Raw genomic sequence first — 24,155 nt, 5'->3', positions numbered from 1 at the left:
TTACAATCAGAGTTGTCTAATACATATCCTTCTGGTTGCGAACAAGCCTGAGTTGAAGCATTTGGATTACCAAAAGTGTCACCATCTAAATCTTGATAGAATGTGATTAATACATTTTGGTTTTCGTTATTATCATTACAGTCAGTATTGTTAGTTACACCACAAGCAACTTGAGTTGTTGAACCAAAACCATCGTTGTCAGCATCTAAATATTGTAATTGATTATCATTACAATCAGTATTGTCTAATACATAACCAACAGGTTGAGAACAGTCTTGTATAGAAACATTTGGATTACCAAAAGTATCACCATCTAAATCTTGATAGAAAGTTAAAATATTTCCACCATTTGTAACAACCACAGTTTGCGATTGTGTTGAAGTATTTCCGTTACCATCATTATACGTCCAAGTAATTTGATAAGTTCCTTGTGTATTGTAAGTTAATGGTGAAGTTGTAGTTGCAGTAATTTGTCCAACACAAGTATCAGTAGCTTTTGGAGCAGTTACCGTAGCAGAACATTGACCGTTTATAGTTGGTAAAGAAGCTACATTAGCAACAGGAGCAACAGTATCATCAACAACCACAGTTTGTGATTGGAAAGATTGATTGCCGCGATTGTCTGTGTAAGTCCAAATTATGTTGTATGAACCTTGAGTGTTGTACGTTAATGGATCAGCTGTTGTAGCTGTAATTGTACCCATACAATTATCTGTAGCTGTTGGTGCAGTAACAGTAAGTGAGCATTGACCTGTTAAAGTTGGTAAATTTGTAATGTTTGGTACAGGTGCGATTGTATCGGTTATATAGACAAATTGTTGTTGTGTTGATATATGACCATTACCATCATTATAAGTCCAATTTATTACATAAGTACCTTGAGAATTGTACGTTGTTGGATTATTTGTTGTACCAGTTATTGTTCCATAACAATTACTAGTTGCTGTTGGAGCTGGAACTGTTACAGAGCATTGTGCATTTATATTTGGTAATGTAGTTACATTTGGAACTGGATTAGTACAATTAGCTCCAATAGTAAAAGTTTGAGCACTTGTTGTAGTAGAATTACAAGTATTAAAAACTGTAACATTTGCTGTTCCAGAATTTGTAACATCAGAAGCAGTTATTGCTGCGGTTAGTTGCGTAGAACTTACAAAAGTTGTAGTTCTATTTGAACCATTCCATCTTACAATTGATTCTCCATTTACAAAGTTAGTTCCGTTTACAGTTAAAGTAAAGGCACTTGAACCTGCTAATGCAGAAGTTGGACTAATACTACTATTAGTAGGATTTGGTTTTACTGTTACAATAACTTCATCTCTATTACTTTTTATAGCACCTAATTTCCAATTAAAAAATTGAAAGAAAGTTCCTGTTCCACTATTTCCAGTTATAGAAATATTACCACTTGTTATTGGGTAAGTAATTCCACTATTAGCTCTAATCAATGTGTTACTTGTTCCTGAAAGTTGTCTAGAAACTAATCTTAAACCAGTTGCTGCTGGTAAAAAGAAATCTAAATTGATGTCTTTACTTCCGGTAGTTGTTAATCTAATTACTTTTGATTCAAGCATTACACCTGAGTTATTTTGTAATTCTACTAAAATGTCACCAACTACAGTATTGTTTATAGCTACAGATTTTAGTTTAGTTGGAGTAGTACAATTGAATATTAAATATCTATTTGCTAGAGCAGCATTATTTGCACCAGTTCCAGAAACAGTCGCTGGTCCAACATTTGCCGGAGTTACTTCTCTTTCAACCCAATATGATGTGTTTGAAGTTAAAGCTGGCGTAGTGTAAGCAGCAGTTGAAGCTAAAGGAGTTATTGATGTAGCACTATTATACCATCTTATTGTGCCAGTACCAGTTGCAGATAAAGCAGCAGTTTGTCCTGTACAAATTGTTGCATCACTTGCTGTTGGTACTGAAGTTGCTGGTACCATGGTAACATTAAGTGTCGTTGTAGCATTATTTGTTAAAGTAACAGGTATTGTTTGAGAGGCATAACCTGGAGCTTCAAAAATTACATTATAAGTTCCAGCAATTTGAACTTTGTGATAGTCACCATTTGTTGGTGAAGTTTCAACCCATGAACCAAAATTATCAACTGTTCCTCCAACATACACTTTTGCATGTATTGGATTCCCAGATTGATCAGTAACTATACCATGTAAACCGTAACTAGCTTGTTTTACAAAGTTTAATAATGCTTGTCTATTTCTATCCCAAAAGAAAGGTAAGTTTGCAGCAGCTGGGGTTTTTAAATCTGAAATTTCAATTGTTACTTCTTTACTATGATCAAAATAATTACTTGCATCTTGTCTACCGCCATAAACAGAATACCATGCAGCTCCGTTTGTTGTACCAGGAAATTGCCCCGTATTGTAAACGGCATCCATATAATTTAAATTTCCATCAGCAGTTTGACACAATTGTGCGTATTCTGTAGATACAAACTTAAAGTAAGTATCATGTGGATGGTAACTGAAATTTCCAGTTCCGGGAGTATTAGAAGTATCTAATGGGAAGTTTACAACTTCCGTTCCTCCATGATAGTTTGCTGCTAAAACAAAATTTCTAGTTGCTTGAAAATTCATAAAAGCAACAGTTTCTAGTTGATAAGCAAACCCATCGTCATGTAACCCACCAATGGCGTCTGCATAATTTCTATTTAAATCTACTCCAATAGAGTTTGCTCTTGTAGGAGTATTTGCAGCTCCACCTGGATTGTAAATATCATTGCCAGAAGTTTTATATGAACCATCTGGATTTGCAAGTGGATTAATATATAATTCAGTTCCATTAACTAAGTTAGTAATTTCAGATAATGAACCATAATTTGTCAATAAATAATCTATAAAACGTAACATTGTTGGGTAACCAGTAATTTCGTCACCATGCATTGATGAAGTATAGAAAAACTCTGGTTCCGTTTCATCAGTACTCGCATTATCAGAAATTTTCAGAACATACAATGTTCTTCCAAGAGCAGTTGTACCAATACTTTCTAGAGTACACAAACTTGGATATGTTGCTGCCCAATATTGCATTTTTGCAACATATTCTGAGTATTTAGGATAGGCATCCCAAGATGTATCCCATGCCGCAGTGGCTCTAGCCGCAGTATATTCCAGAGGAATTTCGTTATCTTCTTTTGTTACATCGTAAGGAATTCCAAAGGTTAAAAATTTTTGGAATTGTTCACGATTTGCATAAGCTTCGACATCTAAAACTTTTTCATCAACATGTTTGTGACTTAAGTTCACAACTTTGTTAATTTCAATAAATTCTTGCTTATTTCTTGCTTTGAATTTAAGAATTACTTCTCCTTTTTCTTGTAGGTAAAAGTTTGCTCTTTCTAACGGACTGCTCTTTTGGGCTTGAGCGATGCATGTTATCAAAAACAATAAAAATAAAAGTTTAATTTTTTTCATTTTATTAGGATTTATTTGGACTACAAACCTAAATAATACTTAATTTCCGACAAAATTTTTTATCGATAAAATGCATTTATAGTCGATAAAAAGCATTTTAATAGTTTTAAATAAGTATTTGTCTTACAAAAATAATTAACAGGAGTAGTTATAAATCTACTTTATATTTGTTTTAAATATTATATTTTTAATAAAATGAAAATAACACATTAACAAAAAGATATAAAAATTCCAAAGAATTAATTTTTTGGTTTTAGTAGCGAGTAAAAAATTTGAAATCGCGACATTAGGATTGTCAAAAATTATTTTTGTAATGATTTTGTTAGTAAAAATTAAATGGTAATTTATGTTTTCGGATAAAAAAGAAAGATTATTTAAGTCAAGTAGGATATTTTTTTTAATTAAATTGTTATGTAATAAAAAATAATAAAAGTTATCTTCAAAATTTAGATAAAAAGTAATTTAAAATCAATAATCCATATTCTACGTTCTTTATAAGATTATTTAAGTTATTAATTGAAATTAAATTTACCATAATAAATTTTAATTATCTTATGACTTACAGTATATTGATTTATGATGAAGCTGAGTTTTTAAGAACTTCACTCGAACTTTTAATTTCAAAGGAGCACCCTAGAGGTATTATATATGTTGCAAAAAATATAGAAGAGCTTTATGAATTATCATCCATAATGAGTTTTGATTTGGCAATAATTGATATCAAGCACAATGGAATTGAAGAGTTTAGTATTATTAGAAAGTTAAAACTTAAGCAACCTGAAATTAGAATTTTAATTTATACACTACATGATGAATTTAGTTTTGTTGAGTTGTGTTTAATTAAAGGAGCTAATGGAGTTTTACACAAAAATAGTGAACTAGAGAATTTATTTAGATCTATCAATTTATTATTGAGAGGTGAAAATTATTTTAGTTCTCCTGTTGAGATTAAGTCAATTTCAAAAAAAAAGAATAAAGTATATCATTTCAAAAAAAACATACTTAATCGCTTATCAACAAGAGAATTGGAAGTTGCTAAAATGTTAGTTAATGGTTTTAGTAATACTGAAATTAAAGAAAAACTTCAATTAACTACATCAACTGTTAGCACTTTTAAAAAGCGATTATTTTTAAAAACAAATGTTAATAATGTAATTGAGCTTTCTAAATTGTTTCAAAATATGGAAGGCTTTGCTTCTTAAATTTTTTCCTATCAATTTATAATTTTATGCATAATTAAAATCAATAATACAATAATTTAATCCATTAAGTAATTACTAAAGTTACGAATACAAACTATGTTAGTGTTAAAATAGATACTAAAATGGTGAATTATAAAGCGTTGATTTATATCAAGTTAGATATTGTTAGAATTGGAGTAGAGACAATTTTTAATAGAGGTTTTGAACAGTGTTTACACATTGTTGCTCATTCAGATGATGAGTTTGAAAGATATTTACAACAGTTTTCATATAATTTAATAATCTTACAGTTTAATCAAAACTCTATAGATGATATTTTTTTATTAAAGAAATTAAAAGATAATTATATGGGTACAAAAGTTTTAATTTTTAATTCAAATCGATATAGGGATTTTTATAGAAAAAAATGGGTTAACACTGCTAATGCAATATTTAATGAAGAGACCACATCATTTGAATTAATTCAAATTATTCATGTTTTATTGAAATCAAGTGATTATTTTTCAAATGAAGTAGTTTTAAAAAATAGAGCTAGAAATACTCCAGGAAATGAGGATGAAAATTTTAAAAACGTTGAATTTAAAAGATTATCTACAAGAGAATATGAAGTGGCAACACTATTAGTTAAAGGACATTCAAATAATGATATTTGTAATTTACTAAATTTATCTGCTTCATCGATTTCTACATTTAAAACTAGAATTTTAAAAAAGACTAATACAAAAAATGTTATTGAATTACTACAACTTTATCAAACTGAATTACGTCTTTATTAGTAATTACATTTTTACATTTTTCGCAAAATGTTGGGCAATATCTTCAATTTTATCCTGATATATGCTATTCGTAGGGTCGCAATTTGTTTTATATTTTGAGTAATTATAATCCTTTAAAGCTTCATAATAATTTTCTTTATTTAGTGTTATTAATGCGCCTTGCAATCCTTCGGTAATAGTTTTACACCTGTGATAAATACTTTCTATTGTTTTTGCTTTGTTGTTATTATCAATTAATTTTTCCCAGTTTACATCGGGTGATTTTAATTCATTATGTGTTTCACTATATTTAATTACTTTATCAATTATTTTTTTACTGTGAACAGTAACCCATGTGTAGTTTCTTTTTTTTTCTGGTTCTACAAAAATTAAAATGTTTTCAAAAATTTCTTCAAGATCACTTATAATGTCTAAAGAATCAACAATACTTTTTGACTCATTTTTTTTTATCATTTTTTTTTATCATTTTATTATTGATTATAATAGTACCATGAATTATCAATAAGTTAAGTTGTATTACTATTAATAATTCGATTTTATTTGATTTGATATTTACTGAAGGTAATACATAAACACTATCGCATTCAAATAATAATTTAAGGTTTGCTTTTATAGACTCTTTAGAAAATCCATCGTTTTTTTTAAAATTATCCATTGGATTTATAACATCTTTAAATCCAATTTTTATTAGATGTTCTTTTGCTAATGTAAATTGATTTCTAGTTTTTTTATCGATGTATTTCGGAATCTTGCCTAGTATATATACTTTGTTCTTTAACATAAAAAAAATACTTGAAGATCAGACAATCAAAGCAGTAACTATTATTGCTGTGGATTAACGAAAAAATTGATTGCCTGAAAAACAAGAATAATTAAAAAGGCAAACGAAATGGTGTGACATTTATAATTTTTTATATTTCAGTATGCGAAATTTTACAAGAAACGATATGAAACTAAAAAATTTGTTTGCCTTATTTTATTATATCATTTAATTGTAAATTGTATTTAATTTCTTTTAATAAATCTGACTTTGTATGATTTATATTTAATGCGGTAATAGTATCAATCGTACTCAATCTATCAACAATTTCATCCAAATTACTATATAAAACAATGTTTTCAATTTTTGAATATATATATATAAAGTTAATTAAGTCATCCTGGTCATTAATTACAACAAAAGCTAAATCTACACACGATAAGTCATAATTTATTAATTCCTTTCTATTTGTACAACACAATATGTCAATGTCATCAGCTAATTTTAGTTTTAAATACCTTGAGAATCCTTTTGTTGCATCGTAAATAAAAATTCTTTTTTTATTCATTATGTTGTTAATTATAGAATTCATTTAATTCTAAGTGTTTTTTGTATTCTAAAATTTTCTTTTTAAATAGTTTAGCTTTACGTATTTCTTTTTTACAAATTTTAAACTCTAGTTTTTTACCATTGTTTATATTAAAAACTACTATTTTAATTTTAATTAATAGTCCAATTATCAAACTAAGGATCAAAAGCGATAAAAATAGTATATTACCTGATTTGTTAAAAAAAATTAAATTCAAAAGCACTAAAAGAAAAATTAAAATCTTATACTGAATTGTTTTAATTATTGTTTGATACTTTTCATAAACATTTACGTCTATTATTTTTTTTACGTCAACTTGTTTTGCATCTAAAAAAAATAAATAAATAAGCTCGTTTGAAATGAAACCATATTTGCATGCAAAAAAATGAAACCTACTGATTTTTTTATCTTGAGTAAATTTTATTTCTTTTAAATTTTTCATCTACATGTAGTAGCTATATTTATTTGAAATGTATTTTTCGGAATCCATATCTTTATTCTCTCTGAAACCAATAATTGCATACCGGATTATACATTTTTTTACTAAATCATTAATAGAGAATTTATCGATCAAATCACAATATATTTGGACAACTAATTTTGAACTTTCCTTGCTGCTTTTTTGCTTTGAGATTTCAGATACTATTTTTGTTTGAATGTAATCTTTGAGTAATGGTGTATTTAATAGTTTTCTGTTATCATTTGTTATTTCATTCATTAGTTCTTTTTCATTTATAGTATTCTCCCATTGTATTTCAAATTCATTTCCACTATAATTGATAGAATTTAACATTAAACTAATCCATGGATTGTTGTGTTTGCTAATAAATTCATTTTTTTTTGTTTTGTATTCTATGATATGATTATTTACAGCTTCATCAATTTTATCATTTGTTATGTTTTTTGTTTGCGAACTTTTTTTATAGTCATATAATTCTAAAAGACTTTTACGATTTTCTAATGCGTATTCAATAAAGGAAAACCAGTTTTTATTAATTTCAGACTTTGTAAAAATGGGTAAATTAAAAGGTTTGCTATTGTCAAATTCAAAGTCTATGTTCTTTTCACTTTTTAACACAATAATATCGAAGAAAGAAAAATGATTTGTTGTAATAACATTTACTCTGTATATACCTTCCTCAAAATTTTCAGGAAATTGATAAATAAAAAGGTTATCTTTTACTTCTTTATTAATAATGGTCAATTCATTGCCATCTCTATATTGAAGTATATGCACAAAAAGTGTTGTATCATTATTTTTGAAATCACCTCTTACTAAGCAACTCCCAAATAAATCACCAAAATGAAGTAAGAAAAGTAAAAATGAAAACAACACTTTATGCATATTCTGAAAATTTTTTACTAAAGCAAAAATATTACTACAAAATAAGTCGAAGTATGCCTTTATTGCTGTAAAGTACTATTAATTGATTTTTTTTTATAATCTTTTATAATTTGATGCATTTGCTTAAGAATATTTTTTGCATCTGATAGGTTTTTATTGTCTAACTTGATCCTAGTAATTTTATCATCTTGAAAAATTATCACGAAAGTATAGGCGTTTATTTTTGTTATTATGGCAAGTGTTAAAAAAAATAACGTTACAATAATTAATGAGATTATCGATATATTGCTTTTAAAAGAGTTAAAATAGATACCTATAAACCCAATTAATGTTAGAGAAAAGAATAACCAATTTAATGTAACTTTCTTTTTTTTTGTTAAAAAAATTTTTTTTATTCTTGAAATGTGAATTGGTGTTTTTTGGTTGTAATTATGAATTAAAATACTGTCTTCAAAAACAGCAGCAAATGAATTTAAATAATTTAATTTTGTACTATTATTTATAAAATCAGAATTCATTACATATAATTTTTTTGTTCATTTTTGTCGTATTTTGATAAATCATAAATAGACATCTTGTGGCTTTTATATATTTTTTTTCTTTTTTTAACATCAATAATCAAATTGTATTCAAATTTCAGGTTGACTTTTTTGATGAAGAAAATGACATATAACAATTAATACAAAAAAACCGAAACGACTGTAATGGAGTCCCCAAATCCATTATTATAACTATAAAACTAACTTGTCAAATCAATAAAAAAAAGTGTGATGTGTCGTTTCGGTTTAATGTAAGTTTATATCATTTTGTACTATTTTTAAAATTACTATTTTTGATTTAATGATTTTGTCAAATGAATCTATGTAAGAGCCATAAGAGATGGATTTGATTCTCTATATGATTCTAGTTTTTTTATAAAAATTATCGCAGATTTTCTGTCTTTTTTATCAAGCTTAATTACTATTTGTTTCGCAATTGACAAAACAAATTGAACAGAGAAAACATTTTTTTTATAAAACATTGTTAATAATAAAAACAATAAGCCAAAACCCCAACATGCTAAACCCCAAGAATTATTTTCAATAAAAAAAATACTTAAAGTTGCAAAAAAACACGTAAAAAGGAATAATACTATGTTTATTCTAGTGTCGTTATTTTTTATGACTCTATAATTTGCTAAATCATTTATAGATATTTCAGTTTTGTTTTTTTTGTAGTTAATTTTGATTTTATTTTCATAGATGGTTCCAAAGCTGTTTTTGAATATTATTTTTTCTTTAGATTTATCTAAATAAATTATACTTTCATTATTAAAACTTTGTGCTCCCATTTCTTATACTAATTATTATGCAAAATTAGAATGTTAAATATGGCTGAGTTGTGCTAAATTGATTTTCAAGTTGTTAAATTGATTTTATGTAGTATAAATGATTATTAATCTGTTGTTATTTAGGGTTTTGTGGCTAACTTTTTTTTAATAATTGATCTATATATTTATATAAATTTTGCGATTCCATTTCTACTTTTTTTATTTCATCAGTATTCGTTTTACTTAATTTTTGATAATCTTTTGCGAGATAATTTATAGTAACGATTGATGACTTTATATCATGCGCTATTATTGATGAAAATTGCTCAAGATTAGAGTTTATTAGTGATATTTGAAGGTTATTATTCTTTATTTTTTTATTTAATTCAATTAGTTTTTTATTATCATTATTTATCCTTTTGTGGTTCATGTAAACTTTTTTAAACTTGTAAATAATAACAATTGATAGTATTGATATCATCGTTATAATGGATAAATATGTTTTTTTATTTTCAGTTTGTTGTTCTAACAATTCTTCATTTCTTTTTAACTCTTTTAGTTGAATAATGAATAACTTTGAAGATCTATTAAATTCATAACGTCTTCTTTTTATTTCCATTAAGTAATTTAGATATTTTCTTGATAAATTATTGTTGGTTGTTATTTTTGATAACAGAATTATAGCTTCTTGAGCTTCTTTATCTGCACCATATTCTTTTGTTAGTTCTATTGTTTTTGTTAAATATGGTTTAGCACTTTTATTCTTATTTTTTTTGAAATAAATTTTTCCTGTGATTAAATTAGCTGTAATTAAGTTGTAATTAGAAAATGATTCATAATTAGAATTCAATAATTTTTTGCAATAGTATAGTGAAGAATCAACTTGATTCGTTTCATAAAAGTAAATTGCTTTTTCGTTTTCAAAAAAACCTTTCAGATAATCTATTTTCTTATTTTTTTTATTTGAAATTATGTTTAAATATTTTATTGACTTTGGATATTGTTTTTTTAATCGATATAAGCAACCTAGGTGAAGTGAAATCCAATATTGATCAAGTTCACTTTTTTCATTAGTTACGATTAGGTTTTTTTGTGCTTTAATAAAGTTTTTCTCCGCTAATGAGTATAAACCTAAATCTCTTTGAATCATACCTATTCCTATACAATTTCTAACAATTTCACTTTTGTTTTTTTCTTTTTGAGCAATTAATAAACTTTTTTTGAAAATCGTTACTGCATTAATAAAGTTATTGTTCATTTTTTCTGCATTTGCCCATGAATTATAAAGCGCAAACTTTTCATCTGTATTTAAGTATTTTTCAAGTTTAGTTGCATTTTTGAAATGTATTATTGAACCAGGCACATTAATTTCAAAAACATACAATAGGTGTCCGCTAAAATATTCTAGAATAGCTATACTTCTTTGTTTATTTGTGTTTTCTCTATAATATTTTAAAGTCTCTAAAACATCTTCTTTTTTTGTAGCGTAGAGGTAGTATAAACTATCTGAGCTTTTCCATTTCTGTGAATCAAATTCATTTAGAATTGTTTTTCCAATCAATAAATATTTACGCTCTAAAGTTTTATCAATTTGTTGATTAGAGCTGTAAATATTAAGTGTAATAAAGTAAAAAAATAGTAATAAATTATTGATTTTCATTTATTTAGTTTTTATTTATGAAAGTTTTTATGTTTTAAAATTTAAAGACTTAGATATAATTTGAATGTTTATTTTTAAACAAATAGATTCTGTATTTCAATATATTTATTCATCTAAAGTCATTTGGAATTATTTTAAATCTTTCATAAAAATTATAAATTTTGTTCCTTGATTAATTTCTGATTCTACTCGAATTGTTCCATTATAATTTTTAATTATTTCTCTACAGATGAACAATCCAATTCCAAATCCTTTTGTTGAATCTTCAGTTCTAGATTGTTCAAATTTTTCAAATATTTTGTCTTGTTTTTCAATTGGAATTCCAATTCCATTATCTTCATATATAATGTTTAATTTATCACCTATTCTGAATATTTCAATTTTAATTACAGGAGTTCTCTCTAAATGACTATACTTCAATGAATTTTCGATTAAATTTTTTAGAATTTGAAATAGATGTACATTAAATCCATAAAAACTTGGAAATTCTTTTGGAAGAATAAATTTTGGCTCTAATAAAATTATACTGTTTTTTAAGCTCGATTGAATATCATTTAATATTTTTTCAAAATCTACCAATGAAGGTTTTTGATTCTTTTTTTCTGAATTAATTGATATTGATAATAAAAAATCTATGATTTCATTTAGTTTTTTACTTTCATTTAAAATTTGATAAATAATTTTATTACTTACTTTATTAGTGTCTTTTTTATTCTCTATAGTTTTTGAATTTTCTTCTATTGATTGTATTGAGGCTTTTATTTCGTTTGCGATTATTTTAGAATAATGTTCTAATTGTTCATTTTTCAATGCCATTTGAAAATTAATTCTATTGTTTTCATGGTTAATATTTTCTAATTCAACACGTTTTATTTCAATCGTTTTTGATTGATTGTACATGATTAAACTTTTTATTAAAAATGAAATTGCCGCAATTAATATTGATAGTAGTGTCATCTTTATTAAATCAACAAGCTTTTTTGAGTTTTCAATTTTTTGTTCTGATGACATTAAACTTTCTAATTTCAGTATGTACTGTTGTTCTCTAAATTTGTTTTTTACTGTTTTTTCATAACAAAAGATGATATTGTTTTTTATAAAAGGAAAGTTACTATTTGAATCAGAAATTAAATTTAAAGCCAATTCTGAAATTGCCAGAGACTTTTCATAATCATTATTTTTGTTAGATAATTCAATGACTTTTTTTAAATTTTCAATGGCTTCAATAGTGTCTCTTTGTTTCAGATTCAATTTTGCTTCAAGCTCTTTTAGTTCAATAAAATATTTTTCTTCATACTTATGGTTTGTTATATTTATTTTCTCTTGAATTTTTTCAGAATACTTTTGAGCTAATTTGACATTGTTTTTTTCAAAATATACTCTAGCCTTTTCTAGCATTACTGCTGTGCTATTATTTTGATCTTTAGTTGCATCAAGATATTGGAGACTTTTGTCTATGTTGTTGTTTTTTCTGTAGGTTTTGCTCAGCTCTACAAAGAGTAATTCTTTTTCTAAAGAAGTTAAAGAATCCTTTAAAATAGGTAAAAGGTTAGTGGCTAATTCTAGATTTTTTGTAGCATTTTTATAATCTTCAACATTATTAAAGCAAGAACCTAATTCCTTATAAATTTCAAACTGTTTAACGATACTTTTTTGTTGCTTTGAAATTTCTAAGTTTTCTTTTAAATAATAAATGGAACTAAAGAAATTGAAATTATTTTTTTCAACATTTGAAAGCGCTTCTAAAAGCACAATTCTTTCCTTATTATTCAACTCTTTTTTATTATTGTAAGCTTCAAAAAGATATTGAAATCCTTTGGAATGATTTTCATTAGATAATACAAGTCCGCAGTACAGATTTACTACTGCTTTATTTCTTGAACTTTTTTTGTTTTCATATTTTGATGTTAGAGTTATTAGTTCTGCTTTATTTTTTGCAATTTTTTGTATTTCATTTTTGTTTAAATTCCAATTTTTGATTTCTTGACCTGATTCTATTTTTTTAACAATTTCCTCAGGACTTTCCTTTAATTCAATAAAAAACAGAAGTGTTAAGCATGAAACTATGCTTAACACTATTAAAAAAATCATCCTTGTTTTTTTAGTATTTTTCAATTAAAATCTTTCGTTTTATACTTTATATATTCAACTCTTTGTTTTATAAAAGTAGTAAGTCCGGGCGAAAAAGCTCCAGGATCATTGATGTCTCCAATATTGTTGTTATAACTCAATAAAAAATCATCGTAGGAATAAAATCCATATTTTTCTGTTTTTACATAATTGGATATTAAATTTTTGTACTTTTCAATTGAGCTTAAAAATTTTTGACTTTCTAAAATGGGAATGATTTTGGAATCAATTATCTGTTTGTATTTTTCTCTAATAGTTTTGTCATTTATGAAAAAGTGAACTAAAACAGGATTTTGAGGTGCAATTTTAGTCGAATAAAGATCAGCTTCAATAAAGTTTGTTAAGTTGAATCCTTTTTCAAAAGCACCAAAACTATAATTGCCATCATAGGATATCCATTCTATTTTTTTTCCAAAATATAAATAAAAATTGTGTGCGTGTCCCATATTAAATGAATCGGTATTAGCAATACAATTATTTAATGCCCATTGTGTTATTGTGTTTTCAATGTTTAATATTGGTTCTATTTTAGAATAATAATCCTTGTCTCCTTTATTTATTTTTTTGATGAAAGAAATCAACTTTTTCCAATGTTTCTTTTTGTTAATTTTATTCTCTAATGAATAATATTCTTTATAACTTTTTTCGGTATCAGTAAATATATTTAAATCTGCTTTTGGGCTTCCTTTTATGAAAGTTCCATTGTTTTGATCAAAGTTTCGTTTCAGAAATTTTTTATTAATATCTTCTGTCATTAAATAAAGTCCAATATAATCACTGTTTACATATACTGCTGCAAAGGCATTTTTTTGATAGGGTTGATTGAGTTTTTTTAATAAATCTAGAAACAATTTTTCTCTTATTTGGGTTGGATCTTTAAAGTTGTTATTTAAATTAATTTTGCTATATCCTTGATATTTTTTCCCTAGAACAAAAGCATTGAAATCGATTTTAAATGATTTTTTTAATGTGGTAACAAAGTCAAATGATGATTCACCTTTATATCTAATTCCGATGTTGTTTATTTCGGTTGAATCAATAATTATGTTGGCAAGAAAATATTTGTTTTCTGTTGCTCGGTTTGTTTTATAAGATGATAGTTTTTTATTATAGTTTTCATGATTGATAGTGATTTCAATTTTATGAACAATATCATCATCAAATAATTTAATTTTATGTTTTTCTTTTTGGGCATAACTTTTTATGGAAATTAAAACCAATAAAAAAAGATAGCTTATTTTAAAACAGATGGATTTCATGATTTTTTTTTAATTAGTAATAATAAACGGTTAATACCGATCTACTTTTTTCAAAATCTATTTCTAAAACTTCAACTTTATAAACACTTTCATGAAGAACTCTGCTTAAATCGGTGTAAAGTGTTCCTCTGTTGTTTGGGTGTAATAAGTCGATATTTTGATAAACAATTTTTATGCTTTTTTCATTGATATTACCCATTCTTGATAAAAAATAAGTAAACCCAACGATTGTTAAATTTGCAAAACAAATTATCATAATGCTTATAACACCAATGCATATCGAATTTATAAACGCTAATCCGATGCTTAGAAATACAAAGGTCATTTCTACTACTTTAATTGATTCTGTTTTGTAGCGCATTAAAGTGAAAACAGCAAAAATCCCTAATGAAATTCCAACATTAATATTTGATTTAATGAATAAATAACAAACAAAAAAAACGATGGTGTTTATTAAATAAAAAGTAAGTACAAACTTGTTATTAGTTTTAATTTTTCCATAAGAATATCTTATTGTAAAAACTAAAGCAGAAATATTTACTAGATAAGCAATAAATATTTTTACAAAGTCTTGTGATATATGTTCGAGCAATTGTGTCATTTTTTTAAAATATAAGTTTCAATCCTGTTGACAATACCATTCTGTTTTCGAAGTCACCAATACTGTACGCTAATTCATCTCTTCGCCAATCTGCTTGTGCTGAAACATAAAAGTTTTCTGTAAGCACATGCTGAAATTCGGCTCCAAATCGTAAGGAAGTTAGTGTGTTGTAATCTTCCAGACCTGTTTCTGTAAATCCACGACCATAGGCAGCAACTAAACTAGCAAAATGATATTTGTCTCTAAAATAGCGTCTTGCCATAGTCTGAACTGTCATAGAAGTGCCTTTAGTTTTCGGAGTTACATAGGTTCGAATAGTATAAAAATCATTGCGATAGTATTTTCCAAAAGAGGCAGTGTAAATCAATACATTTGAGTTATTGAACTCTAAATATCGCATTCCTAAAGAGGATTCTAATCCTTTCGAGTAGTTATAAAATAATTCGGAACCAAATCTATAATTTGGAAGCAAAGTTTTATGTAATGAAAATCCTCCACCAACATAGGCATATAACTTTTTTATTAATTTAGGGTAGCTTTCTATTTCTAAGGCATCATCATTTTTATTAAATCTATTAGCTTTTTGATAATGAAGAATATAAGAGCATTTTTTTGTTTTCAATCCATAACTTAGGTCGGTTAGATGCCTTGGCGAATCATTTTTAAAAACATCAACTGTATAATTTAATCGAATCGAATTATTAAGTTTTAAATCACTCACGATAGTATCTCTCCACACTTCTTTTTGTTGTGAAAAGAGTGTTAAGCAATGTAAAACGAAGTAGAGGTAGAGTATATTTTTTTTCATACGATTGTTTTTTAATTTGTTCTTTCTAATCCTTTACGTTCCATTTTTCCCCATCCAATTTTTCTTTTTAATAAAATATCAATGTTTCCCATTAGTGTCGGGAAAAGCAAAAAAATGTGATAAGTTATGGGTTCAATAATTGCGGTACTTAATAATTTTAATATGTCGTATTTTTTTTTGTATTGGTTAAATGTAATTTCTTCGCATAAAATTGAAAAAAAGGAATACATAATGGAAAAAAGATAGGTCGCAATAAAAAACGAAATAGTATAAATCCAATTTACATATCCCAGAAAAGAGGCGCAAATAAAAAATACAATACCAGAAATTTCAATAATTGGTCCCCAACGTTCATAAATAATCCAAAAAGGAAAGCTAAATAATCCAGTTAGTTTATATTTTCTATTCAGATTCATTTTTCTGTGTTTTACTAATGTTTGAATATTTCCGATAGTCCATCTTTTTCTTTGACGGTATAATATTTTTAAGTTCTCTGGAGCTTCTGTCCAGCAAAGCGGATCAGGAATATATTGTAAAATAAATTTTTTCTTTTTCTTGTACATATAGCGTTGCATTCGTACAATTATTTCCATGTCTTCTCCAATAGTATTTGTTAGATAACCACCAACATCGATAGCAATTTTTCTATTTAGTATTCCAAATGCTCCAGATACTACCATTAATCCTTTTAATTTGCTCCAGGCCATTCTTGCTAATAAAAACGAGCGTATGTATTCGAGAATTTGCGTTTTAACTAAAAATTTATTGGATAGATTTATTTCTATTAAATTTCCATTTTTAAAAATACAGTCGTTAGCAACTCGAACTACACCACCAGAGGCAATTACTGTTTCTGTAGAATCTAATACGGGTTTAACCATTTTAATTAAAGCATCATGCATTAATATGCAGTCGCCATCAATACAGAGCACATAATCACTATTTGAAAAGTTTAGACCTGCATTGAGAGAATCGCTTTTTCCTCCGTTTTCTTTGTCAATGAAAAGTATTTTTTCGTAAAATTTATTTTTTGATTTATATACATTGTTAACTTTTTTGAATGGTATCTTTGGGTAAACATTTTTGTTTATGGACTCCATTTCAAAGAATTCAATTATTTTTTGCGATGTGGCATCTGTACTTCCATCATTTATTACGATAATATCATAATTAACATAGTGTAAATTTAAAAGCGATTTTATTGCTGCAACTGCATTTTCCTCTTCATTAAACATTGGAGCAAGAATTGAAACCGATGGTGCAAGTTCACTTGAATATAAATGTTGATAATTAATAAAGCTGTTTCTTTTAAAGTAATGAATCATTGCTTTTAGAGAAATTACAGTTAAAAAAATATAAAACGCAAAAATGGATATGCTGTAAACAGTATAGAAATAATAATAAAATTCAAATATTTTTTTTGCTATAATCATTACTCTTGTTTTTATATTTTCAACATCAATTGTTGCATTTCTTTGAGTATGTATATGTTTTTCAAATCGTTATTGTCTAAGTCAAAATAATTATATTCAACACCTAGTTGTTCTAGAGTATCAACAATATCTTGCAATTCCTCAAGTTCATATGGCTCTTTAAACATTTCACATAATCTGTTTGTTGCCTCAATTAGTTTAAAATGTCTAATTAAAAATCTTGACTTCATTCTAATGTAGTAATTGTCATGATGTAATAATTTGATGATAGAATTACAGTAATTAATCAATTGATATTTTTGAGTAATTTTTAAAGCAATTTCTACCACTGAGTTATTGTTAGATTCATACCATATTTTTAAATCGGGCATTTTAAAGTTTATGTGCGATTTTAGTGCGTCAATAATTTCTATTTGTTGCCATTCGGATAGTTGATATTTTAAATTATTAAGATAAAACAAGCCATTTACACCATACAATTTTACCATTGCTAGTTGAATTTCACCTCTCAAAATTTCATTCGAATGATTCATGTAAGGGATAATTGCATTGTCAACATTTGTTTTGTATTCTAATTGTGTTAATTCTCTTATTCCTTCAATTTTTATGTTCCATGAAGTATTTTTTATTTTAGAAAAGGAGTAATTAAATAATGAAAGTTGAATATAAAGTTCTTGTACTTTTTTCTTTAATTCTCCTGATAAACTCGAATTTAATTCTAGTAAAATGCTGATGAAAAGTTTTTTTTTGAAATTAGTATTCAGTAATTCTTTATTACAATAGTTAATTTTATCGTTGCCATTAGTAGCTAAACATTCCATGATTGTTTTTTGCATTAATGGTTTATATTTATTTGTTAGTTTATTTGAAATATAGTTTCTAATTTTTATTGTAATTATTGCAAATAAAAAAAGTAGTATTAAACAAATAAATAATGGAATACAAAACCAAATGATTTTTATTTCAATTGGTTGATTTTCATAGTTTTCGTAACAAAAAGCTAAAGTATTACCAATGTATTCAATAATTTTTTTCATTAATTTATTTGTTGATATCTAGTGTTTTTTTTATTCTTATTATTAATTCATTAATGCTAAATGGTTTACTTAAAAAATCGTTGGCACCAAGTTCAAATGCCCTCATGACCATAGTTTCTTGTCCAGCACTAGATATAATTAAAGTGGGAAAAGTAAAAGAATTGTTTTGTTTAATTTGTTCTAGAACTTCTAAACCAGATATTTGTGGAAGCATTATATCACTTATAAAAATATCAGGATTTACTTCTTTAATTAAATCTAATGCTTGCGTTCCGTCATTAGCAATAAAGGTCATAAAACCTTCTTCATCTAATCGAAATTTTAATAGCATGGCAAATGTGGAGTCGTCTTCTGCAATAACTATTTTTTTTCTTTCAGCTATTTTTAACTTTTCCATAATTTATTTTTTTAATGTTTCCATTTCGGTGATTATTCGTTCTTTTATATCTGTATAAAGCATTGATATTTCAACGATTAAGTGGCTGTAATTGATTATCTGATTTTCTTTACTACTTTTATAAACAATGTTTAATACTTGTAAAACATCTTTTATTTTTAAACTCTTAACGCTAGGAAGAATTTTATGCGTAGCTCTGTAAATTCCTAAAGTATCATTCAAATTTGCTGCTACTGTGGTATTTTCAATAAATAGTTCAAATTCTTTAATAAATGAGTTTAGATATTGAATAATAACGTCACCATTATTTAAACATTCCTGAGCTATAAAATCAAAGTTTATAATTGTTTTATTGTCATTTATAGTTTTTGGTTTTATGATTGTTTTTAGTTTTTTTCCGGGTTCAATATTTAGTTGTTTTACAATTTTGTGGTATAAATCTTCAGATTTGAAAGGTTTATAGATATAGTCATTCATTCCAATTCTTTTTGCTTTTTTTATATTACTACTCGAGGCATGTGCTGTTAGTGCTACAATTGGAATTTTTGATTTTTCAATTGGTAATTCAGTTCTAATTTTTATTGTTGCTGTGTATCCGTCCATTATTGGCATTTGAATATCCATGAGAATTAAATCATATTCATTGTTTTTTAATTTTTCAATTGCTTCAAGTCCATTGTTAACTAAATCTACTTCAAATCCCCAATTTATAAGTCTTTGAGTTGCTAATATTTGGTTGTTTTCATTGTCTTCTGCTAATAGTATTTTTATTTTGCCATGTTTTTTTATTTTTTCTTTTCTATAAGAATTTACATTTTCACTTTCAGTAGAATTAAATTTTTTAAATGGAATTGTTACTGTAAATGAAGTTCCAACATTTAGTTTACTCTCCACATTTATTTGACCATTAAATTTTTTAACTAGTTTACTTACTATGGCTAAACCCAAACCAAAACCGCCATAGTTTCTTGTAATGTATTCTTCTGATTGTGTGAATGCATTAAAAATGATTTCAAGTTTTGAGGCTTCAATTCCAATTCCTGTATCATTAAACTTAAATTCAATAATTGACTCATTTGATAATGTATTTTCTTCTATAAGTTTAACAAATAGGCTCACACTTCCTTCATTTGTGAATTTAATTGCGTTTTTAATTAAATTCACAATTATTTGTTGCAATCTAAAAGGATCACCTATGTAATCGCTTTTTATATTTGTATCAATAAAAGTATTGAACTCAATGTTTTTTGCTTTTGCTTCAACTGCTAAAAGTTCTGAAATTTCATTGATTGTTGTGGCAAGATTAAATTGTAAGCTTTCAAAATTAAATATGCCAGTTTCCATTTTTGTAAGATCAAGAATGTCATTAATTAGTAGCAGCAAAAGATTACCTGAATTTTTTATTAAGTTTAAATATTTTATTTGAATTTCATTTAAATCTGTTTCTAAAACTAAATCTGTAAATCCAATAACCGAGTTTAAAGGAGTGCGCAATTCATGACTAATGTTTGCCAAGAACTCATCTTTTAGTTTTATTGTTTTTTCTAAAATTGCTTTATTTTCAATAGCGTTTTCACCAAGTTTTATTTTTGTTATGTCGTTACGAATAATTAAATACTTAATTGGTTTACCTCTATTATCAAGAAATGGAATAATGGTATCAAAAACCCAATATTGTTCTTTACTTTTATTGTAAAGTTCAACTTCACCAGACCAAACTATACCGTTAATAATAGCATCTCTTCTTTCTATAAATAATTTATAGTTTACGCTATAGTCTTTAGCATCTACAATAGGTCGTCCAATAATTTCATTTCTTTTAAATCCACATAATTTGCAAAAATTATCATTTGCAAAAGTTAGTTTGTATTCGTCATTTATTATTGCAACACTAAAAGCTTTGTTTAGAGCATTTCTGTAATTATTTATTTCTGCATTTTTTTTTAATAATGTCGTTATGTCTCTTCCAATGATTGCTTTACCTAAATATTTTTTATTTACTTTAATGCTAGATATTGTAAGTTCTATGTCAAGTATGTTTTTGTTTTTTGTTAATCCGTTAATGATTATTTTTTGGTTAGTTATACCATTTTTAATTAAATTAAGTTTGTTTTTGTTTTCATTTGTAAAAAGCTGATCAACTGATTTACCAATTATTTCTATTTCACTATATTCAAAAATTTTCGTTCCTCCTTTGTTCCAAGTTACAATTGTACCATCAGTATCAATTTTAAATATTGCATCTTCTGAATTTTCTACAATGGTTGATAATTCTTTTGCTTTAATAGTTTTTTTATCTTCTTCAGTTATATCTTTAACTATTAATAAGGCTTCTGTAAAATCTTTGTTTGCGTTGTAAAATAAATTTATTGCTAAGTCTAATTTTATAGTGTCCTCTTTTTTCTTAAGTTCAATAATTGTACTGATAGATTTTTTTCTATGTTTTAATGCATTATTTATTTCAATGTTAAGATTGGAGTTTTTGAAATTCTCAATCTCTTCAATTTTTTTAAATTTGATTTCTTTTTTTGGAGCGCCAATAATTCTCAACAAGGAATTGTTAACTAAAAATACTTTTAAGTTGCTATCAATAAAAGCCATGCCTACAATGCTTTTTTCAAAAGAGACACTAAATCTTCTTTCGTTTGATATTGGTTTGTTAGAAAAGAAATTCTCTTGCATAAATTAAATTATTAGTATGCTATCTATAATTTTTTTATTCAATTGTAAACTACAATAGAGTTATGAATTGTAAATAAATTTTTAATTAATCAAATTTAATTTATGAATTAAGTGTAATGAGCAAAAATTCGATGAATGGAATTTATTTCGCCTTATGTTGTTGCTTTTACAAGTTAAAATAGTTACAACAAGTTCAATTTTTCTAATAAAACAGGACGTTGTATTCTACTTACAGGAATTGTTTTATTTTTTATTACAATTGTTGTGTCTTCAATTTCATCAATTTTATTAGTATTTACTATATAAGAGCGATGTACTTGAATGAAGTTGTGATTTTGAATTTTATTTTTTACTTTTTTTAAAGTACTATAAACGCAAATCGTTTTTTTATCGAGATAAAAATTTACATAATCACCGTTTGCCTCAACAAAGTCAATTTCATTGTAATGAATTCTAATTAATTTTTTATCTACGGTTACAAAAAGTGATTTTTCGTTAGCGGTTTCGTTATTGTTTTTATCCTCTTCTTTCTTTTTTTGGTTTAATTTATTTATTGCTACTACAAATCGAGTTAATGTTATAGGCTTTGTTATATAATCAACAATTAAATTATTACCAAAAACAGTTGCTGCATGACTGGCATCAGCAGTAATCATGATTATTTTGGAATTGATATTATAATTATTTATAAAATCAATTCCCGAAAGATTAGGTAAATTTACATCTAGAAATAATAAATCTATTTCGTGATTTTTCAAGAACGAAAATGCCTCTAAAGGATTGCTAAATTCCTCTAATACATTAATATCTCCAATAAGTTTGCAAAACTCTCTAATTTGTAATCTTATTGTGCTGTCATCGTCAATTATAATACAATTCATTTTAAAAAATTAATGGCGATTAGTAATGATTCTTCAAACTCTTTTCTTCCAACATCTGAATTACTTGCTAGATTATTTTCATAAGTTTTTGCTTGATTGGCGCTATCCATCATGCCAATCATGGAAAATAAGGTAACCGATTTGTGAACGATTCTTATCTTTTCATTTATTGCATCAGCACTACTATAATCAGCAAAAAGCGATGTGCTCTCTGATTTCATATTGTTTAACAGTTTTTGAACTATCAATTCATTGTTAAAACATATTTTTCTTAGATGATTTACGGAAGGTTTATTAGTCACTTTTTATATGTTTAAAATGTAACTTATAAAATTATAAATCTATTATTTTAGATTACCTTTAATATTTGACTAAACAATGGAGAATTGACTTTTTAGATGAAAAATATTGTGTAGATATGATGTGATAAATGAAAATGGAAAAAAATATTGTATTAATTGATTGTTAGTTATGCTTTTATGGATTTGATAAAAGATGAAGTATTAGTTTTTCTAGTAGTTAAAAGTGAATACAGTTATGGCAACTGAAATAAAATTATATCAGAATTCTACAAATAAAGCAGCAAATTGTGTTTTACGATTCGTAAAAATTGAATTTAGACCTGAATGATTGTCTTATTTTTTTATACTCTCTTCTCTAAAATAAATTCCCCATTTCAATAATTCTTCCAATAAATTTTTCATTGACAAACCAAGTGGCGTAAGTGAATATTCAGATGTTTCTGGTAATGAATTTATTAGACTTCGCGATACAATTTTATTCATTTCTAAAGCTTTTAATTCTTGCGAAAGCATTTTTGATGATATATCTGTAATATCTCTTTGGATTTCACCAAATCTTTTGTTGCCATAAGATAAAGAAATTATAATTGGAATGCGCCATTTTCCTTGAATGATTTCCAATGCATCTCTTGATGCCATTAATTTATATTGGCAAGTGGTTTTATTTGTGCTCATAATAATTTGATTTTCAATTTACTTACCTTTTTGTAATTACTTACTTATTGGTAACTGCCCAAGAATAGTAGGTAAATGTATTTAACTTTGTGCTATAATAATTAAATTTATACAAAGAAATGACAAAAAAAGTTTATCAAATTACAATGCTATTCATAGCAATTATCTTTACTAGTAGTTTAAATGCACAATCGGTTAAAAAAGTGGAAAGATTTACACCTCAAAATGCCGCAATTCTTTTAGTTGATCACCAAAAAATGACAATGGATTGGATTTACAGTCAAGATAAAAAAAATGTGGAAAATAATTTACGTATGTTATCTCGAATTGGAGCAGAAGCTGGAGTTCCTTTATTGGTAACCACCACAATGGAAGAACAAGTAGGACTTACTTGGGAAGGAATTCAAGAAAAAGCACCAAAACAATTTGAAAATAGAATTAAAAGAGGTGGAACATTAGATTGTTTTTTAGATAATAATTTTAAAACAGCAGTAAAAAATTTAGGAAAAAAGAATTTAATAATTGCAGGTTTGACCACTGATATTTGTTTATTGCATACTGTAGAAAGTGCAGTAAAAGAAGGTTATAATGTAGTGGTAGTTGCAGATGCATGTGGAAGTATGTCGCCGTTAGCAGACGATGTTACTTTTGATGCTTTGAGACAAATTGGAGTACGAGTTCTTTCGGCTAATTCAGCTGTTACAGAATTGTTTCCTGACTTTGGAACTACAGACGGACAAAAAGTAATGCAAATCAATTTAGAAGAGATTGTTTTCAAATTAGGTAAATAATTTAAAGTTATTTATAAAAGGTAAATCAAACTAAATTAGTTTGATTTACCTTTTATTTTACCCTATAATTAATCTTTTGTT

The 24,155-nt window shown here is 26.0% G+C and carries 22 protein-coding genes; 3 read left to right on the top strand and 19 right to left on the bottom strand.

Annotated elements, in window-relative coordinates:
- Window positions 1-3,437, bottom strand: a 3,437-nt coding sequence (locus Q0049_RS01445; protein WP_298115661.1) for a M14 family zinc carboxypeptidase, incomplete at its 3' end; no start/stop codon positions are given.
- Between the two features lie 554 nt (window positions 3,438-3,991).
- On the opposite strand from Q0049_RS01445, the gene Q0049_RS01440 reads away from it, so the two are divergent.
- Window positions 3,992-4,639: a response regulator transcription factor gene (locus Q0049_RS01440; RefSeq protein ID WP_298115658.1), complete on the top strand. Its 648-nt coding sequence runs from the start codon at window positions 3,992-3,994 to the stop codon at window positions 4,637-4,639.
- Between the two features lie 122 nt (window positions 4,640-4,761).
- Window positions 4,762-5,415 (top strand): response regulator transcription factor, encoded by a 654-nt coding sequence (locus Q0049_RS01435; RefSeq protein ID WP_298115656.1) that lies wholly within the window; start codon window positions 4,762-4,764, stop codon window positions 5,413-5,415.
- A 3-nt stretch (window positions 5,416-5,418) separates the two neighbouring features.
- Here Q0049_RS01435 and Q0049_RS01430 read toward each other — a convergent pair whose 3' ends face one another.
- The 18 genes from Q0049_RS01430 to Q0049_RS01345 form a co-directional block, all read right to left on the bottom strand.
- Complete coding sequence (locus Q0049_RS01430; protein ID WP_298115654.1) at window positions 5,419-5,868, bottom strand: hypothetical protein; 450 nt, start codon at window positions 5,866-5,868, stop codon at window positions 5,419-5,421.
- Window positions 5,852-6,196, bottom strand: coding sequence for a DUF4406 domain-containing protein (locus Q0049_RS01425; protein WP_298115648.1), 345 nt, complete (start codon window positions 6,194-6,196; stop codon window positions 5,852-5,854). The genes Q0049_RS01430 and Q0049_RS01425 overlap by 17 nt, the downstream gene beginning before the upstream one ends.
- Window positions 6,197-6,386: 190 nt before the next feature.
- A complete protein-coding gene (locus Q0049_RS01420) occupies window positions 6,387-6,767 on the bottom strand; it encodes a hypothetical protein (RefSeq protein WP_298115646.1) in 381 nt (126 codons plus the stop codon).
- On the bottom strand, window positions 6,751-7,206 hold the full coding sequence (locus Q0049_RS01415; protein ID WP_298115643.1) for a hypothetical protein: 456 nt from the start codon (window positions 7,204-7,206) through the stop codon (window positions 6,751-6,753). The genes Q0049_RS01420 and Q0049_RS01415 overlap by 17 nt, the downstream gene beginning before the upstream one ends.
- Window positions 7,207-8,109, bottom strand: coding sequence for a hypothetical protein (locus Q0049_RS01410; RefSeq protein WP_298115641.1), 903 nt, complete (start codon window positions 8,107-8,109; stop codon window positions 7,207-7,209).
- Window positions 8,110-8,968: 859 nt separating this feature from the next.
- Window positions 8,969-9,439: a hypothetical protein gene (locus tag Q0049_RS01405; RefSeq protein ID WP_298115639.1), complete on the bottom strand. Its 471-nt coding sequence runs from the start codon at window positions 9,437-9,439 to the stop codon at window positions 8,969-8,971.
- 133 nt (window positions 9,440-9,572) lie between these two features.
- Window positions 9,573-11,078 carry a hypothetical protein gene (locus Q0049_RS01400; protein ID WP_298115638.1) on the bottom strand — a complete coding sequence of 502 codons (1,506 nt, stop codon included), beginning with the start codon at window positions 11,076-11,078 and terminating at the stop codon, window positions 9,573-9,575.
- A 129-nt stretch (window positions 11,079-11,207) separates the two neighbouring features.
- The gene (locus Q0049_RS01395) at window positions 11,208-13,169 is read right to left on the bottom strand and encodes a HAMP domain-containing sensor histidine kinase (RefSeq protein ID WP_298115635.1); all 1,962 of its coding nucleotides are present in this window, start codon (window positions 13,167-13,169) and stop codon (window positions 11,208-11,210) included.
- Between the two features lie 20 nt (window positions 13,170-13,189).
- The gene (locus tag Q0049_RS01390) at window positions 13,190-14,467 is read right to left on the bottom strand and encodes a CotH kinase family protein (RefSeq protein WP_298115633.1); all 1,278 of its coding nucleotides are present in this window, start codon (window positions 14,465-14,467) and stop codon (window positions 13,190-13,192) included.
- 13 nt (window positions 14,468-14,480) lie between these two features.
- Window positions 14,481-15,068, bottom strand: a complete 588-nt coding sequence (locus Q0049_RS01385) for a DUF4956 domain-containing protein (RefSeq protein WP_298115631.1) — start codon at window positions 15,066-15,068, stop codon at window positions 14,481-14,483.
- 4 nt (window positions 15,069-15,072) lie between these two features.
- Window positions 15,073-15,876: a YaiO family outer membrane beta-barrel protein gene (locus Q0049_RS01380; RefSeq protein WP_298115629.1), complete on the bottom strand. Its 804-nt coding sequence runs from the start codon at window positions 15,874-15,876 to the stop codon at window positions 15,073-15,075.
- 11 nt (window positions 15,877-15,887) lie between these two features.
- Window positions 15,888-17,309: a glycosyltransferase family 2 protein gene (locus Q0049_RS01375; protein WP_298115627.1), complete on the bottom strand. Its 1,422-nt coding sequence runs from the start codon at window positions 17,307-17,309 to the stop codon at window positions 15,888-15,890.
- 11 nt (window positions 17,310-17,320) lie between these two features.
- Complete coding sequence (locus Q0049_RS01370) at window positions 17,321-18,346, bottom strand: hypothetical protein (protein WP_298115624.1); 1,026 nt, start codon at window positions 18,344-18,346, stop codon at window positions 17,321-17,323.
- 4 nt (window positions 18,347-18,350) lie between these two features.
- Window positions 18,351-18,743, bottom strand: a complete 393-nt coding sequence (locus Q0049_RS01365; protein WP_298115623.1) for a response regulator transcription factor — start codon at window positions 18,741-18,743, stop codon at window positions 18,351-18,353.
- 3 nt (window positions 18,744-18,746) lie between these two features.
- Window positions 18,747-21,425 (bottom strand): PAS domain-containing protein, encoded by a 2,679-nt coding sequence (locus Q0049_RS01360; protein ID WP_298115622.1) that lies wholly within the window; start codon window positions 21,423-21,425, stop codon window positions 18,747-18,749.
- Window positions 21,426-21,607: 182 nt separating this feature from the next.
- Window positions 21,608-22,306 carry a LytTR family DNA-binding domain-containing protein gene (locus tag Q0049_RS01355; RefSeq protein ID WP_298115621.1) on the bottom strand — a complete coding sequence of 233 codons (699 nt, stop codon included), beginning with the start codon at window positions 22,304-22,306 and terminating at the stop codon, window positions 21,608-21,610.
- Entirely contained in the window at window positions 22,303-22,527 is a 225-nt protein-coding gene (locus Q0049_RS01350; protein WP_298115620.1) for a hypothetical protein, read from the bottom strand. The genes Q0049_RS01355 and Q0049_RS01350 overlap by 4 nt, the downstream gene beginning before the upstream one ends.
- Window positions 22,528-22,941: 414 nt before the next feature.
- Window positions 22,942-23,283 (bottom strand): helix-turn-helix domain-containing protein, encoded by a 342-nt coding sequence (locus Q0049_RS01345; protein WP_298115619.1) that lies wholly within the window; start codon window positions 23,281-23,283, stop codon window positions 22,942-22,944.
- Window positions 23,284-23,402: 119 nt separating this feature from the next.
- Here Q0049_RS01345 and Q0049_RS01340 point away from each other — a divergent pair, with 119 nt between their 5' ends.
- Entirely contained in the window at window positions 23,403-24,074 is a 672-nt protein-coding gene (locus Q0049_RS01340) for an isochorismatase family protein (RefSeq protein WP_298115618.1), read from the top strand.
- The last annotated feature ends 81 nt before the right edge of the window (window positions 24,075-24,155 follow it).

Origin of the sequence: Flavobacterium sp., from assembly GCF_027484205.1 — a bacterium.
In the GTDB taxonomy this organism is placed as follows: domain Bacteria; phylum Bacteroidota; class Bacteroidia; order Flavobacteriales; family Flavobacteriaceae; genus Flavobacterium.
Note: the sequence above shows the minus strand (reverse complement) of the source record. Positions and strands in the feature narration are given on the sequence as shown.

Coding starts and splice junctions, on each gene's coding strand:
- Q0049_RS01430 (WP_298115654.1), bottom strand. CDS start 5,868: ATGATAAAAAAAAATGAGTCAAAAAGTATTGTTGATTCTTTAGACATT.
- Q0049_RS01350 (WP_298115620.1), bottom strand. CDS start 22,527: ATGAAATCAGAGAGCACATCGCTTTTTGCTGATTATAGTAGTGCTGAT.
- Q0049_RS01380 (WP_298115629.1), bottom strand. CDS start 15,876: ATGAAAAAAAATATACTCTACCTCTACTTCGTTTTACATTGCTTAACA.
- Q0049_RS01410 (WP_298115641.1), bottom strand. CDS start 8,109: ATGCATAAAGTGTTGTTTTCATTTTTACTTTTCTTACTTCATTTTGGT.
- Q0049_RS01415 (WP_298115643.1), bottom strand. CDS start 7,206: ATGAAAAATTTAAAAGAAATAAAATTTACTCAAGATAAAAAAATCAGT.
- Q0049_RS01440 (WP_298115658.1), top strand. CDS start 3,992: ATGACTTACAGTATATTGATTTATGATGAAGCTGAGTTTTTAAGAACT.
- Q0049_RS01375 (WP_298115627.1), bottom strand. CDS start 17,309: ATGATTATAGCAAAAAAAATATTTGAATTTTATTATTATTTCTATACT.
- Q0049_RS01435 (WP_298115656.1), top strand. CDS start 4,762: ATGGTGAATTATAAAGCGTTGATTTATATCAAGTTAGATATTGTTAGA.
- Q0049_RS01345 (WP_298115619.1), bottom strand. CDS start 23,283: ATGAGCACAAATAAAACCACTTGCCAATATAAATTAATGGCATCAAGA.
- Q0049_RS01385 (WP_298115631.1), bottom strand. CDS start 15,068: ATGACACAATTGCTCGAACATATATCACAAGACTTTGTAAAAATATTT.
- Q0049_RS01360 (WP_298115622.1), bottom strand. CDS start 21,425: ATGCAAGAGAATTTCTTTTCTAACAAACCAATATCAAACGAAAGAAGA.
- Q0049_RS01395 (WP_298115635.1), bottom strand. CDS start 13,169: ATGATTTTTTTAATAGTGTTAAGCATAGTTTCATGCTTAACACTTCTG.
- Q0049_RS01425 (WP_298115648.1), bottom strand. CDS start 6,196: ATGTTAAAGAACAAAGTATATATACTAGGCAAGATTCCGAAATACATC.
- Q0049_RS01405 (WP_298115639.1), bottom strand. CDS start 9,439: ATGGGAGCACAAAGTTTTAATAATGAAAGTATAATTTATTTAGATAAA.
- Q0049_RS01365 (WP_298115623.1), bottom strand. CDS start 18,743: ATGGAAAAGTTAAAAATAGCTGAAAGAAAAAAAATAGTTATTGCAGAA.
- Q0049_RS01390 (WP_298115633.1), bottom strand. CDS start 14,467: ATGAAATCCATCTGTTTTAAAATAAGCTATCTTTTTTTATTGGTTTTA.
- Q0049_RS01420 (WP_298115646.1), bottom strand. CDS start 6,767: ATGAATTCTATAATTAACAACATAATGAATAAAAAAAGAATTTTTATT.
- Q0049_RS01355 (WP_298115621.1), bottom strand. CDS start 22,306: ATGAATTGTATTATAATTGACGATGACAGCACAATAAGATTACAAATT.
- Q0049_RS01340 (WP_298115618.1), top strand. CDS start 23,403: ATGACAAAAAAAGTTTATCAAATTACAATGCTATTCATAGCAATTATC.
- Q0049_RS01370 (WP_298115624.1), bottom strand. CDS start 18,346: ATGAAAAAAATTATTGAATACATTGGTAATACTTTAGCTTTTTGTTAC.
- Q0049_RS01400 (WP_298115638.1), bottom strand. CDS start 11,078: ATGAAAATCAATAATTTATTACTATTTTTTTACTTTATTACACTTAAT.